The organism is Actinocorallia populi (assembly GCF_002995495.1).
Taxonomy (GTDB): Bacteria; Actinomycetota; Actinomycetes; order Streptosporangiales; family Streptosporangiaceae; genus Actinocorallia; species Actinocorallia populi.
This window is the reverse complement of the sequence record NZ_PVZV01000007.1, coordinates 168198-182043: the sequence shown is the minus strand read 5'-3', so window position 1 is coordinate 182043 and position 13846 is coordinate 168198. Positions and strand designations below refer to the sequence as shown.

General features: G+C 71.8%; 9 protein-coding genes. 2 read left to right on the top strand and 7 right to left on the bottom strand.

Annotation, left to right across the window (positions count from 1 at the left end; all coding sequences use genetic code 11):
• Nucleotide 1 precedes the first annotated feature (1 nt).
• From larB to C2865_RS27570, 7 genes are read right to left on the bottom strand one after another with little or no spacing between them, the layout of a single operon-like run.
• Nucleotides 2–682: a nickel pincer cofactor biosynthesis protein LarB gene (gene larB / locus C2865_RS27600; RefSeq protein WP_106401846.1), complete on the bottom strand. Its 681-nt coding sequence runs from the start codon at nucleotides 680–682 to the stop codon at nucleotides 2–4.
• The gene (gene larE, locus C2865_RS27595; protein WP_106401511.1) at nucleotides 675–1520 is read right to left on the bottom strand and encodes an ATP-dependent sacrificial sulfur transferase LarE; all 846 of its coding nucleotides are present in this window, start codon (nucleotides 1518–1520) and stop codon (nucleotides 675–677) included. The genes larB and larE overlap by 8 nt, the downstream gene beginning before the upstream one ends.
• Nucleotides 1521–1534: 14 nt before the next feature.
• The gene (gene uidA / locus C2865_RS27590; RefSeq protein ID WP_106401510.1) at nucleotides 1535–3328 is read right to left on the bottom strand and encodes a beta-glucuronidase; all 1794 of its coding nucleotides are present in this window, start codon (nucleotides 3326–3328) and stop codon (nucleotides 1535–1537) included.
• Complete coding sequence (locus tag C2865_RS27585) at nucleotides 3322–5817, bottom strand: alpha-L-rhamnosidase (RefSeq protein WP_106401509.1); 2496 nt, start codon at nucleotides 5815–5817, stop codon at nucleotides 3322–3324. Before C2865_RS27585 ends, uidA begins: the two co-directional genes overlap by 7 nt.
• A gap of 9 nt (nucleotides 5818–5826) precedes the next feature.
• Nucleotides 5827–8145 carry a beta-glucosidase family protein gene (locus C2865_RS27580; RefSeq protein ID WP_106401508.1) on the bottom strand — a complete coding sequence of 773 codons (2319 nt, stop codon included), beginning with the start codon at nucleotides 8143–8145 and terminating at the stop codon, nucleotides 5827–5829.
• The gene (locus C2865_RS27575; protein ID WP_106401507.1) at nucleotides 8138–10561 is read right to left on the bottom strand and encodes a glycoside hydrolase family 2 TIM barrel-domain containing protein; all 2424 of its coding nucleotides are present in this window, start codon (nucleotides 10559–10561) and stop codon (nucleotides 8138–8140) included. The genes C2865_RS27580 and C2865_RS27575 overlap by 8 nt, the downstream gene beginning before the upstream one ends.
• Nucleotides 10562–10585: 24 nt before the next feature.
• Nucleotides 10586–11797, bottom strand: a complete 1212-nt coding sequence (locus C2865_RS27570; RefSeq protein ID WP_106401506.1) for a glycoside hydrolase family 1 protein — start codon at nucleotides 11795–11797, stop codon at nucleotides 10586–10588.
• A 112-nt stretch (nucleotides 11798–11909) separates the two neighbouring features.
• Between C2865_RS27570 and C2865_RS27565 the strand changes: the two genes are divergently transcribed.
• Both C2865_RS27565 and C2865_RS27560 read left to right on the top strand, forming a co-directional pair.
• Nucleotides 11910–12530, top strand: a complete 621-nt coding sequence (locus C2865_RS27565; protein ID WP_198653651.1) for a TetR/AcrR family transcriptional regulator — start codon at nucleotides 11910–11912, stop codon at nucleotides 12528–12530.
• A gap of 59 nt (nucleotides 12531–12589) precedes the next feature.
• Nucleotides 12590–13573, top strand: a complete 984-nt coding sequence (locus C2865_RS27560; RefSeq protein ID WP_106401504.1) for a LacI family DNA-binding transcriptional regulator — start codon at nucleotides 12590–12592, stop codon at nucleotides 13571–13573.
• The last annotated feature ends 273 nt before the right edge of the window (nucleotides 13574–13846 follow it).

Genomic DNA, 13846 nt, shown 5'->3' with positions numbered 1-13846 from the left:
GTCAGCGCGGTTGGGGGGCGGCGATCTGGGCGGCCAGGTGTCCGGCTCCGTATCCGTTGTCGATGTTGACGACGGCCACGCCGGGGGAGCAGGCGTTGAGCATGGACAGCAGTGGTGCCAGGCCTCCGAAGGCCGCGCCGTAGCCGACCGAGGTCGGGAGTGCGACCACCGGTGCGGACACCAGGCCGGCCACCACGCTCGGCAGGGCGCCGTCCATGCCCGCCGCGACCACGATCGCCCGTGCCGAGCGCAGCAGGTCCAGGCAGGCCAGGACGCGGTGCAGTCCGGCCACTCCGACGTCCGCGACGAGTTCGCATGGGCGGCCGAGGTAGCGGGCGGTCAGTTCGGCTTCGCGGGCGATCGGCAGGTCGGAGGTGCCGGCGGCGAGCACGGCGACGAGCCCTCCGGAGGTTTCGGGTGGGTCGGGGGGCCAGGCCACGAGCCGTGCCTGCGTGTCGTGGCGGGCGTCGGGGAGTTCGGCCAGGACGGCGCGTGCGTGTTCGGGGTCGGCGCGGGTGAACAGCGCCACCCCTGTTCGGCGTTCGCGTAGTTCGGCCGCGATCGCCCTGACCTGCTCGGGGGTCTTGCCCGCGCAGTAGACGGCTTCGGGGTAGCCGCGGCGGGCGGTCCGGTCGTGGTCGAGCCGGGTGAAGGAGGCCGGGGGGCTCCAGGTGTCATCCATGCCGGACACCCACCAGCGGCAGTGTGAACGCTCCGGACCGGATGCCTTCCAGGTCGGCCGTGACCGTGGTGAATCCCGCTTCCCGGACGGCGGCCAGTGCCCGTTCGCGCAGGCCTCCCGCCAGCAGGGGCAGTTCGTCGACCGGTATCTCGATCCGGGCGGTCTCGCCGTGGTGGCGTACCCGGCAGTCGGTGAATCCCAGTTCTCGCAGTGCCCGTTCGGCTCGTTCGATTTGTGCCAGTTTGTGTGGTGTGACCTCGCTGAAGTGCGGGATCCGGGAGGCCAGGCAGGGCGCGGCGGGCTTGTCCGCGCACGGCAGGCCGAGCGCGGTGGCGATCCGCCGGACCGCTGTTTTGTCCAGTCCGGCGTCGGCGAGCGGCCGCAGCACCCCGTGGAGTGCCGCGGCGCGGCTGCCGGGCCGGTCGGGCCGCAGGACGTCGTCGGCGTTCTCACCGTAGGCCAGCGCGGTGATGCCGTGCTCGGCCGCCGTGCGCGCCGAGATCCGGGTGAACAGTTCGTTCTTGCAGTGGAAGCAGCGGTCGGGGCCGTTGGCGCGGTAGGCGGGCAGGTCGCCTTCGCGGGTGTGGACCTCGACCACTCGTACTCCGAGGCGGTCGGCGACCCGGTGGGCCGCCGACCGTTCGTCGTCGGCCAGGCTGGGTGAGACGCCGAGGACGGCGATCACCCGGTCTTCGCCCAGTGCCCGCGCGGCCAGGGCCAGCAGCACCGAGGAGTCCACGCCCCCGGAGAAGGCCACGCCGAGCTTTCCGGGTGTGTCCAGCAGTGCGGCGACCCGGTCGGCGGCCGCGGCGTCGGTGTCCTTCAGTTCCGGGAACACGGTTTTCCTTCTTCTCAGTTCGTGTCCGCCGGTTTGCGGTCGCCGAGTTCTCTCCAGCGCCGCCGCAGGGAGTGCGCGGCGCTCTTGGGGCGCCGGTCGCGGGTGAAGACGCCCTTCTTGTTGCCGTCCACCCGGTGGATGCCGTTGGAGGTGGCGAAGTCGGCGAAGTTCCACACGTGCTCGCCGACGAACGCCTCGACGCGGTCGAAGACGCGGTGGTGCATCTCCAGGTAGGCCTGCTGGTACTCCTCGGTCCACGGCACGTCCCATACCGAGTGCAGGCCGGTCTGGGTGTCCGCGCCGTACTCGCCCATGATGATCGGTTTGCCGAACTTCTCCGCCCAGGCGCGCAGGTCCGTCTCCAGGTAGGTCTCGGCCGTGGCGAGGTCTCCGGTGGCGACGTACCAGCCGTAGTAGCGGTTGAGGCAGATGACGTCGAACAGGTCGGCTATGAGGTCGTTCTTCGAGCTGGCGAACATCACCGCCGTGTAGCACAGCGGCCGGGTCGGGTCGAGTTCGCGGGCCAGTTCCACCAGCGGCTCGAAGTACTCGCGTGCTCCCTGCTCGCTGGAGGACGGCTCGTTGGCGAGGCACCACATCACGACACTGGGGTGGTTCTTGTCGCGGGCGATCAGCTCCCGCAGGTGTTGTGCGTGCGCCTGCCGGGTGGTGTCGCCGAACGTCTCCGCAGACCAGGTGGGGTCGTGCGGCCGGCCCGCCAGGCCGCCCTGGACCGCGAGGTTGAGGCCCACGGCCGCGGTCTCGTCGATGACGACGATGCCGTGCCGGTCGGCGAACTCCATCACCTCCTCGGCGTAGGGGTAGTGCGCGGTGCGGAAGGAGTTCGCGCCGATCCAGTCCATCAGCTGGAAGTCGTGCACGAGATAGGCGTCGTCGTGGCCTTTGCCGCGCACGGGTGTGTCCTCGTGCTTGCCGAATCCGGTGAAGTAGAACGGTTCGCCGTTGATGAGGAACCGCGTGCCGCGCACCTCGACCGTGCGCACTCCGAACGGTTCGGTGTAGGAGTCCACGACCTCCTCGCCGTCGAGCACCTCGACGACCAGGTCGTAGAGGTAAGCAGCGCCAGGCCGCCACAGGTTCACGTCGTCGATCCGCAGGGTTCCACTCGCGCCCTCACCTGAGGTGACCTCGGCTCCGGCGGCGTCGAGCACCCGTACGCGTACCGGCGCGGGCGCGCTGGTTTTCACCGTGTAGCCGACCGTCCCGGTGCTCCCCTCCACGCCCGTCACGATCGTGACGTCCTGAACGTGGACCTGCGGGACGCTGTACAGCCACACCGAACGGGCCAGGCCCGCGTAGTTGTAGAAGTCGTGCAGGTACTTCTGCTGCCGTCGGCCGTCCTGCGTGACGGTGATGGTGCCCGGCGGGATCGTGGTGTTCGTCAGTTCGTTGCTCACCCCGATCGTGAGCCGGAACTCCCCGCCCGCCCACACGTGTTCGGTGATGTCTGCCTCGAACGGCGTGTACCCGCCGACGTGCTCGGCCACCAGCACGTCGTCGACGTAGACGCGGCCTTCGTGGGTGGCGGCGCCCACGCGAAGGAGGACCCGTTCACCTGCCCAGCCGCGCGGCACCCGCACCTGGCGCTGGTACCACGCCCAGCCCACGTGGTCGCGGATCGCCGGGTCGGTGAACAGGTCGTTGTAGCTCGCGGGCACGGCCGCCTCGAGCGGGGTGTCGAGCAGGCCCTCCCAGGGCCGCTCGCCGACCCGCCCGGACACGGCGAACCGCCAGAGACCGTCCAGGTTGACCAGTTCGCGGGTCGGGGTGGAGCGGGGTTTCAACATGAGGGCGTTTCCTTCAGGGCGTTGACGAAGGCGGACTCCAGGGCGTCCGGGACATCGGGGAGCCTGTCCAGGACGGTCCGCAGGGTCGTGTCGGGGGAGGCCTTGGCGGCGTGTTCGACCGGCAGGTGGGGCAGGTGCTCGGCGAACACCCGCTTCACCGCCTCCCAGACCCCGGTGTCGGACAGCAGGGTCCTGATGGGGGTGGTCAGGGTGTAGCGGTGCAGCGGGTCGTATCCCTCCGGCAGGTCGTAGGTCCAGATGTGGGCGCCGGGGGAGATGACGGTCTCCAGGGCCTCGGGGTGCAGGGGGAGGACGACCTCCGCCTCGGTGCCGGGGGGGATGGCGGCCTCGACCGTGATCCGGCCGTCGGCGGTCTTCCAGGAGACGGTGACCTCGCCATGGACGGTCAGATGGCGCAGGGACGCGTGGGTGAGGCCGATGCCGGGCCGGGGAGCGATGCGCATGCGCCCGTAGCCGGGCTCGATCGGGGTGAGGCCGCCGACGGTGGTGTGGAGCCAGTGCACGGACGCGCCGAGGGCGTAGTGGTTGAAGGAGGTCATCTCGGCCGGATGCATGGTGCCGTCCGGCAGGAGGGCGTCCCAGCGCTCCCAGATGGTGGTGGCGCCCATGGTGACCGGGTAGAGGAAGGAGGGGCGGCCGGTCTGCAGCAGCATCCGGTATGCCTCCTCCAGGTGGCCGGTGCGGGTGAGGGCGGGCAGGACATGCGGGGTCCCGGCGAAACCGGTGGAGATCCGGTATCCGGCGTCGGTGACGAGGGCGGCGAGGCGGTCACCGGCCTTGCGCTCCTGGACGGGGTCGAGGAGGCCGAAGGCGATCGCCAGCGAGTAGGCGGTCGCCGTCTCCCCGGCCAGGCGCCCCCCGGGAGTGGTGTACTCGCGCCGGAACGCCGCGCGTACCCGGTCGGCGAGCGCGGAGAAGTGGTCGGCGTCGGCGGCCTCGCCGAGGATCTTCGCGGTCTCGGCCAGCTCGCGGGTGGTCCGGGCCAGGTAGGCGTTGGCGACGAGGTACCTGTCGGTCTTGGCCGCGGCGGCGTTGTCGGCGGGGGCGTCGGGGTCGAGCCAGTCGCCGAACTGGAAGCCGCTGCTCCACAGGCCGTCTGCGTCGAGCCTTGCTTCGACGTCGCGGACGAACCCGGTCATGGACGGGTAGGCGCGCCGCAGGATCCCGGCGTCGCCGTACTCCTGGTATAGGGCCCAGGGCAGGCTGACGGCCGCATCCGCCCACAGGGCGGTCGGTTCGCAGGGGCTGTGCAGCGCGTCCGGGACGACGAACGGGACGTACCCCAGCTCGCGTTGTTCGGCGGCCAGGTCGTCCAACCAGGAGCCCAGGACACCGCGCACGTCGTAGAGGAAGGCGGCGGTGGGGCCGAAGGCGTTGATGTCGCCGGTCCAGCCCATGCGCTCGTCCCGCTGCGGGCAGTCGGTGGGCACGCCCACGAAGTTGTCGCGCATCGACCAGACGGTGTTGGCGTGCAGCTTGCCGACCCTCTGGTCGGAGCAGTCGAACCAACCGGTGCGCCTCATGTCGCTGTGCACGACGACCGCGGCCACCTCGTCGAAGGGACCGTCGATCTCGGCGTAGCGGAAGCCGTGGAAGGTGAAGCGCGGCTCCCAGGTCTCCGGACCGCCGCCGCGCAGGGTGTAGCGGTCGACGGCCTCGGCCCGGCGGAGCGACCGGACGTTCAGCTCCCCGTCAGTGAGGATCTCCGCGTGGCGGATCGTCACGGTCTGCCCGGCCCGGCCGGTGGTGGTGAGCCGCACCCGGCCGGAGATGTTCTGCCCGAAGTCCACGATCGTCCTGCCGGACGGGCTGGTGGTGACGGCTACGGGGGAGAGCTCCTCGACGCGGCGGATCGGCTCGGCGGCACGCGGGATCAAGGCGGCCGGGTCCCAGTCGAACGGCTCGGCCGGAGACCAGCCGGAGTCGTCGAACCCGGCCGTGCTCCAGCCTTCGGGCTCCAGCCGCGCGTCGTAGGTCTCCCCGTCGTACAGGCTGTGGCCGACGACGGCTCCGGAGGCGCAGGTGAAGGCTTCGTCGGTGCGGATGGTCTCGGTGTGGTCGCCGTAATCCAGCTCCAGCTGGAGAAAGAGCGCCGGCCGGTCGGTGTAATGGAAGCGGTCGGCGTTCTCACCGGGCTTCGTCAGCGACTCGAAGCCGATCCGGCCCACCGCCCAGCCCTCGCCGACGATCGCGCCCAGCGCGTTCGTGCCGGGCTCGACCAGGTCGGTGACGTCGTGGGCGCTGACGGGCAACCGGTGCCTGTAAGAGGTCCAACCGGGGGAGAGGGCCTCGTCTCCCACCCGTGTCCCGTTCAGGTACGGCTCCACGATGCCGAGCGCGGTGACGTGCAGGGTCGCCCTCTCGGGCCGTCGGCCGACGGTGAACTCGCGCCGGAAGTACGGTGCCGGGCCCTCGGGCCTGCGAGGAAACGACGCCGCGACGAACCCGGCACGGTATTTCTCGTTCATGGGCCTCTCTCAGGCGTTGATCGCGTCGACCGTGACGGTCGCGGTGCATCGGATGTCGGCGCTGGCGAAACCGGCCAGGAGCGTGACGTCGCCCGCCTCGAGCCCGCGCTGGCCGCCGGGCAGCGTGTGGCACAGCCGCTCGAGCGGCGCTTCGAGGACGAGGTCGGCCGACTGCCCGGCGGCCAGGGCGACGCGCTGGAACTGCAGGAGCTGCCTGACCGGGCGGACGACGCTCGCGTACTCGTCGCGGGCGTACAGCTGCACGACGGTCTCGCCGTCCCGCTGTCCGGTGTTGGAGATCCGGACGGGGGCCCGCAGCGTGCCGTCGCGCACCTCGGCCTCGCCGGTGTACTCCAGGTCGAAGGCGGTGTAGGACAGGCCGTGGCCGAAGGCGAACAGGGGGCTCTGGTCGTCCAGGTCGACGTAGGTGTAGGTGTCTCCGGTCGGATGGTCGTAGCCGCTGCCGTGGCGGTGGCCGTGGTAGATCGGGATCTGGCCGAGGTGGCGGGGGAAGGAGGCGGGCAGCCTCCCGCTCGGGTCGGCCGTGCCGAACAGCGCCGCGGCGATCGCCTCTCCGGCGGCCTCGCCGAGCAGCGGGGCGAGCAGCAGCGCGCTGGACGCCCGGGCGACCGGTTCCAGCAGCAGCGGTCTTCCCGAGACCACGACGGTGACGACCGGCAGGCCCGTCGCGGCCAGCAGCCCGAGGAGTTCCTCCTGGTCGCCCGGCAGGGACGGGGAGACGCTGGAGCGGCCCTCGCCTGCGGTGTTGGCGCCCACCCGCCCGGTGCGCTCGCCGACGGCGGCGACGACCAGGTCGGCTCCGGCGACGGCGGCCTCCACCGCCGCGGCGTCCAGCGGCCCGCCGCGGTCGAACCCGCCCAGCGGGGCGTACTCGATCCGCGGGTCGAACTCGCGCAGGGCCTGCAGGACGGTGCGGGCGGTGGGGTGCAGGGCGCGGGCCATGTCCTCGAAGACCGGCCCCAGGGCGGGCAGCGGAGTGGTGACGATGTCCTTCGCGTCGAAGGCCGCCGGGTCGATCCCGGGGATCCGTCCCGTCCGGACCGCCTTGACCGCGGTCGGCATCTCGGCGGCGGCCACCGAGGTGTAGGCGCCGAAGTGGACGCGCAGCTCGTCGGCGGCGGGTCCGGTGACCACGATCCGGTGCCGGCCGGGGGCCAGCGGCAGGATGCCGTCGTTGGCCAGGAGGACCGTGCCGCGGGCGGCGATCGCGCGCCGCACCTCGGCGGCCTCCTCGCGGTCCGGGCGCCGCCGGGGCGCGGCGGGCGCGCCGAACCCGGGGACCAGCCCGACCCTGGCCTTGATCTCCAGGACCCGGGCCGCCGCCCGGTCGAGCACCCGCTCGTCCAGGCGGCCGCTCGCGACCTCCTGCACCAGGTGGGGGAAGTTCAGCGCCTGCGGCAGCTCGGCGTCCAGCCCGGCCGTGAGCGCCTGCGCCGCCGCCTCGCCCGGCGTCTGCGCCGTGCGGTAGCGGGTGCGCAGCATGTCGACCGACTCGTAGTCGCTGACGACCATCCCGGTGAAGCCGAGCTCGCCGCGCAGCAGCTCCGTCAGCAGCCAGTGGTCGGCCGCCGCGGGCGTCCCGTCGATCTCGTTGTAGGAGTTCATGACGACCGACAGCCCGGCTTCGGCGATGGCGCGGCGGAACGGCTCGGCGTACTCGTCGACGAGGGTGCGCCGCCCCAGCTGGGTGGCGGCCATGTTCAGGCCGCCCTCTGAGGCGCCGAAGCCCAGGAAGTGTTTGCCGGTGGCCAGCAGTCCCGTCCCTTCCTGGACGCCCCGGACGAACGCGACGGACAACCGCGCGGCCAGTTCCGGGTCCTCGCCGTAGGTCTCGTGCACCCGGCCCCAGCGGGGGTCGCGGCTGAGGTCCATGACGGGGGAGAAGAGCAGCTGGACGCCGATGTCGCTCATGTGCGCGGCGGTGACCGCGGAGGCGCGCCGCACCAGTTCCGGATCCCAGGTCGCGGCCTGCGCCCACGCGGTGGGGAACTGCTCCCCGGCCGCGTGCAGGAACCCGTTGATCCCTTCGAAGTGCACCAGCCCGCCGATCCCGAACGGCGAGGCCTCCCGTACGGCCTCCTGGACCCGGGTGAGCGCGTCGCGCAGGCTGTCGGCGTCCTGGCCGAGGAACCACGCCAGGGACAGGTGCCCGACGCCGTGCGGGCACAGCCCGGCGAGCCGCCCGGTCTCCAGCCGGGGTCCGGTGCGCGGGTCGAAGGCCATCAGGCTCGGCAGGCTGAGGCCGCCGAGCTGGGCGGCCTTCTGCTCGAGCGTGAGCCTGGAGACCAGCCGGTCGATATCAGTCATGGGACACCTCGACGGTGAGGGAGGCGTTCTCGCACTCCGGAGCGGACACGGTCAGCTGGATCTCGCCCGGACCGGTGGGGCGCACGACCGCAAGGGCGCGGCCGTCGTAGGTGGTGTGGGTGCCTCGGGTGAAGGTCTCCTCGGTGGCGGGGCGGGCGCTGCCCAGGCCCGCCAGCGTGCCGGGCCCCTCGACCGCGACGGTCACGGCCCGGTCGGCGAGGTGGTGGAGGGCGCCGGCGGCGTCGGTGAGCGTGATCGACACGAACGCCAGGTCGCCGGGGGAGGCGGTGATCTTCGGCCGGTCGGCCTCGGCGGACAGCACTACCGGGCCGGTCGCGGAGGCCAGCCGGGTGCGGCCGGTCTCGACGCCCCCGGCGTAGGCGACGGCGACGAGCTCGCCGGGCCGGTAGAGGGTGTCGAACACGGCCCGGTACCGGTGCTCGGGACCGGCCGGGGCGCGGCCGAGGGGCTCGCCGTCCAGGAGTAGTTCCACCTCGTCGGCGGCGCTGTAGACGTCCACCTGGACGGGTGCGCCTTCGCGGTCGCCCCAGCTCCAGGAGGACACCACGTCCGGCCACGACCACGGCCCGGCGACGGTCTTTCGCCCGTGGTCGTCCGGCCGGTGCACGGCGAGGTACGGCTCGGTGCGCAGCCCGAAGACGATCTCCCGGTAGTAGGAGGGGGCGCGGCGGTGTCCGGTGATGTCGAGGTCGCCGGTGCGGGCGGTCAGCCAGGGGAACGGTCCGGCGATCCCCTGGCCGCCGGAGTCCTCGTCGGCGTAGCCGATCCGGCCGATTCCGGCTTCGCCGAGGTAGTCCCAGCCCGTCCAGGTGAAGTCGCCGATCACGTGGCTGTTGCCGGTCACCAGCCGCCACAGGGTGTCGATGCGGGTCGGGTGGGTCTCGGAGCCGACGATGATCCGGTTCGGGAAGAGTTCGCGGTCGGCCTCGTAGCGGACGTCGAGGTAGTTCATCCCGGCCACGTCCAGGGCCGAGAAGAGCTCACGGGTCTGCTCGGTGACGAGTTCGGAGGTGCCCAGTTCGTGCAGGACGTCGCCCATCACGGCCATCATCGTGTTGACGCCCATGGTCTCGGCGGACTCCCGCACCCGCTCGCGGGCGATCTTCATGGCCTCCTGCATGACGCCGAAGGTGGCGTTGGTGGCGTTGGTGACGAACCTGGTGGGGTCGAGGGAGCGGACCTTCTCGGCGATGCGGCGCGCCCGGGCGGCGCCGTGGGGGGTGGCGGCCTCGGGGATCTCGTTGCCGATCGAGTAGAAGATCACGCTCGGGTGGTTGAAGTCCTTGCCGACCATCGCCTCGATGTCGTGCTCCCACCACTTCGGGAAGGACAGGGCGTAGTCGAAGTCGGACTTGACGGCCGTCCACATGTCGAAGGCCTCGTCCATGACGAGCATGCCCAGGCGGTCGCAGGCCTCCAGCATCGCGCGGCTCAGCGGGTTGTGGGAGGCGCGGACGGCGTTGAACCCGGCGGCCTTGAGCAGTTCGATCCGGCGTTCCTCGGCGCGTGCGATCGCCGCCGCGCCCAGGACGCCGTTGTCGTGGTGGACGCAGGCGCCGCGCAGCTTCACCGTCTCGCCGTTGATGCGCAGGCCGTGCTCCGGGTCGAGCCGCAGGGTGCGGATCCCGAAGGAGGTCTGCTCGCTGTCCAGGCCGGCGAGGGTGACGGTGGCGGTGTACAGGTGGGGTGTCTCGACGCTCCACAGCGCGGGTCGGCGTACGTACAGGCGCTGGCGGACGGTCGCGGGTTCGCCGGGCAGGACCGTCACGGTGGTGGTGTCGCAGGCCACGACCGTTCCCGCGGGGTCGCGGATCTCGGTGAGCGCCTCCACGGTCGAGGTGGTGGGGTCTGTGTTCTCCACGATCGTGGCGATCTCGACGACGGCTCGTTCGGCGTCCACGTCCGGGGTGCTCACCCGCACCCCTTCGAAGGCGACGCGCACCGGTCCGCCGACGACCAGGTGGACCGGCCGGTGCAGCCCTGCCCCGGAGTACCAGCGGGAGTCCTGGTGCGCCCGGCACTCCACGCGTATCTCGTTGGCCTCCCCGTAGCGCAGGAACGCGTCGGCGGGCACGGTGAACTCGCCGTACCCGTTCGGGCACTGCCCGGCGAAGGCTCCGTTGAGGTAGACCATCGCGTCCCGGTAGACGCCCTCGAAGTGCAGGAGCACCTGCTTGCCGCGGTGGGCCTCGGGAGCGTCGAACGTCGTGCGGTACTCGTAGACCCCGCCGGGGAAGAAGCCGCCCGCTCCGCCCGCCTCGGGCGTGCGCACGCCTTCCAGCATGGCGTCGTGGGGGAGCGTCACCTTCTTGAAGGGCTGGGCGCGGCCTCCCATCTCCAGGAAGCGGTTGGCTTTGGGGCGGAACTCCCAGTCGGCCAGCGGTGTGCGGATCAAGGTGTCTCCTTGCTGGGGCCGGGTCTACAGGCGGCCGCGGCGGGCGACGTCGCCGAGCCAGGCCAGGCTCGGCTTGGGGTGGCGTTCGAAGGTCTCGCGGTCGACGGCGATGAGGCCGAAGGTGGGCTTCCAGTGGCCCCATTCGAAGTTGTCCAGGGCGCTCCAGTGCAGGTAGCCGCGCACGTCGACGCCCTCGTCGATGGCGGCGGACAGGTGCTCGAGGGCTTGGGAGGTGTAGGCGATGCGGCGGGTGTCGTCGTCGGTGGCGATGCCGTTCTCGGTCACCAGGACCGGGGTGCGGCCGGTGCGCTCCCAGGCGTGGCGTACGGCGATGCCCAGGGCGTCGGGGCGGTAGGCGTTGCCGGTGAGGGTGGTGTCGGGGCCCTGGGGGTGGGGGACGATGCCGTTCTCGTCCACGTCCTGGCTGGAGTAGGACTGCACGCCGATGAACTCGTCGCCGCGGGCGGCGTCGAGGTAGAGGTCCTCGCGGGTGTAGCGGATCTTCTCCAGCAGTTCCCGGCAGCCGGGCCGGGCCACCAGTGCCTGGCTGGCGACGGTCCAGCCGACCTTGGCGCCGGTGTGCTCGCGCAGGACGGCGCGGGCGGCGCGGTGGGCCTCGACCAGGCGCCGGCCGACCTCGGGGTCGGGGTCGGGCAGCACGGGGCGGGCGGCTCCCTCGACGGTCGGGCTCATCCACTTCCTGGCGTCCTCGCCGGACTCCGCCGCGGCCTTGGCCGCGCGGCCCATGCCGACCATGAGGGCGAGCATGTTCGGCTCGTTGATCGTGCAGACCCACTCGACCCCGTCGAGGATCTCCGCGGCCTTGCGGACGTAGCCGGCGAACCGCTCGATCCCTTCGTCGGCCATCCAGCCGCCGCTTTCGGTGAACCAGCGCGGGTGGGTGAAGTGGTGCAGTGTGACGACGGGCTCGAGGCCCAGCTCCAGCGCGGTGTCGATCATCCGCCGGTAGTGGGCGAGCTCGGCGCCTGAGAAGTGGCCGGGGACCGGTTCGATGCGCGCCCACTCGATGCCGAAGCGGTAGGCGTTCAGCCCGGCCTCGGCCAGCAGCCGCATGTCCTCGGCGTAGCGGTGGTAGCTGTCGACCGCGTCGCCGCTGCGCTCCATGCCGGGCATCAGCTGCTCGCGCACCCACCAGTCGCTGTTGAGGTTGTTGCCCTCGATCTGGTGCGGCGCGGTCGAGGCGCCCCACAGGAAACCGGGAACGGAAAGGGTCATCGGCGGGTCCTTGCTGGAGGCGTGGGTGGGCCGCGGGGTCGTGGCGGCCGTCTCAGGTGATATGAAAACAGTATTGCAACACTAATTTCAACCGTTGAGGCAGGATGGTCCCGTGGCATCTCAGACGAGTCGTGGTCCGTACGCGAAGTCGGCGGCGGTCCGGCGCCGGGTCCTGGAGGCCTGCGTCGAGGCGTTCGCCCAGACCGGCTTCCACGGCGCCACCATGAAGGACATCGCCAAGCGCGCCGGCATCAGCTACACCGGCCTGCTGCACCACTTCCCCCGCAAGGAGGACCTGCTCATCGCCGTCCTGGAGTTCCGCGGAGAGCAGAGCGCCCGCCTCCTGGAGGCCGTCGACGCCCTCGACCCCGCCGAGCACCCCCTGGAGGTGCTGCGCGGCATGCTCGCGGTGACGGCCGACAACGAACGAAGCCCCGGCCTGCTGGAACTGCACTGCGTCATGTCGGGCGAGGCCGTCTCACCGGAGCACCCCGCCCACGCCTACTACACCGAGCGGTACCGCAACCTCCGCCGGTTCTACACGGCCGCCTTCACCGCCCTGGCCGAACGCGGCGAACTTTGCTCACCGGTCGCCCCGGCCGCCCTGGCGACCATGACGATCTCCCTGCTCAACGGCCTGCAGGCGCAGTGGCTCTACGACCGCGACACCGTCGACCTGGCGGGCTGCCTGCGCGCCTTCCTGGTGACCTTCGCCCCCGCCGTGGGCGACTAGAATTCCCTGGCACGGGCGGAGGCCCGATCGCAGGCGGCACGGACGGGAGGACGGCGAACATGGACCGTCCCGCGCGCATCCAGGACGTGGCCGCGGCCGCGGGGGTCTCGGTGGCGACGGTCTCGAACGTGCTGAACCGCCCGGAGCGGGTCAACGCCCGGACGGTCGAGAAGGTCAGGTCCGTCATCGCGGAACTCGACTACGTGCGCCACCCCGGAGCCGCCGGCCTGCGGACCGCCCACGCCAGGTCCCTCGGCCTGGTCCTGCCGGACATCGCGAACTCCTTCTACGCGCGCATCGCCAAGGGCGCCGCGGACGCCGCCTACCGGCAGGGCTACGCGCTGTCGCTCTGCCACAGCGGCGACGACCCCGAACGCGAGCAGGGATACCTGTCGATGCTCGTCGAGCAGCGCGCGGGCGGAGCGGTCGTCGTGCCCCTGGGCGCCGCCTCCGGGCGGCTGGAGCGGCTGGAGCGGCGCGGCGTGCCGCTGGTGCTGGCCGACCGGGCCAGGCCCACCGCGGAGGGCTGCTCGGTCTCCGTGGACGACGTCGCCGGCGGGGCGCTCGCGGTGCGGCACCTGCTGGAGGGCGGCGCCAGGTCCATCCTCGTGGTGAACGGGCCCCGCGGGATCCGCCAGTGCGCCGACCGCCACCAGGGGGCGCGCCAGGCGGCGCGGCGCTTTCGCGGCGCCGTGCTGGAGCAGGTCGTCGTGGAGAGCATGACCATCGAGTGCGGGGCGGAGGCCGCCCGGCGCCTGGACCGGCTGCCGGACGCCGCCTTCTGCACCAACGACTTCCTGGCCGCCGGTTTCTGCCGCGGCCTGGCCGAACGCGGCGCGGCCGTCCCGGGAGACGTCCGGGTCGTGGGGTACGGCGACCTGGACGTCGCGGGCCTGGCGGCCCTCACCACGGTCCGCCAGCCCGTGGAGGAGCTCGGGTCCGCCGCGATCGAGCTCCTGCTCGACGAGGTGGAGGCCGGGGCCGACCACGTCCACGAGGCCCGTGTCCTGGCGTCGTCGCTCGTCGTCCGGGAGACGGCCTGACACTCGCGGCCACCCTCGCATGAAACGTTACACATCGGGGCCGCCCCCCGTGGAAGCCGGATCCCGTACCAGGTCAAAGCGGATTTCCCTGGGGGCCGGGTGCGAATAGCGGATGCCGCATTCGCAGGATTTTTCACCCTGTGCGCCGGATTCATCACCTAAAGACAGGGCATGGCGTGTGCGCCCCTGAGGGCTTGTAAAACGTTTCATAAGGTCTTATCGTCGCACCGGTACGGCCGCGGCACCCCGCACGCCCCGCCCTCCCGCACGAAG

Bases quoted from the DNA above. Each gene is read 5' to 3' on its own strand.
- larB (WP_106401846.1), bottom strand. From the start codon at position 682: ATGGATGACACCTGGAGCCCCCCGGCCTCCTTCACCCGGCTCGACCAC.
- uidA (WP_106401510.1), bottom strand. From the start codon at position 3,328: ATGTTGAAACCCCGCTCCACCCCGACCCGCGAACTGGTCAACCTGGAC.
- C2865_RS27585 (WP_106401509.1), bottom strand. From the start codon at position 5,817: ATGAACGAGAAATACCGTGCCGGGTTCGTCGCGGCGTCGTTTCCTCGC.
- C2865_RS27580 (WP_106401508.1), bottom strand. From the start codon at position 8,145: ATGACTGATATCGACCGGCTGGTCTCCAGGCTCACGCTCGAGCAGAAG.
- C2865_RS27570 (WP_106401506.1), bottom strand. From the start codon at position 11,797: ATGACCCTTTCCGTTCCCGGTTTCCTGTGGGGCGCCTCGACCGCGCCG.
- C2865_RS27560 (WP_106401504.1), top strand. From the start codon at position 12,590: ATGGACCGTCCCGCGCGCATCCAGGACGTGGCCGCGGCCGCGGGGGTC.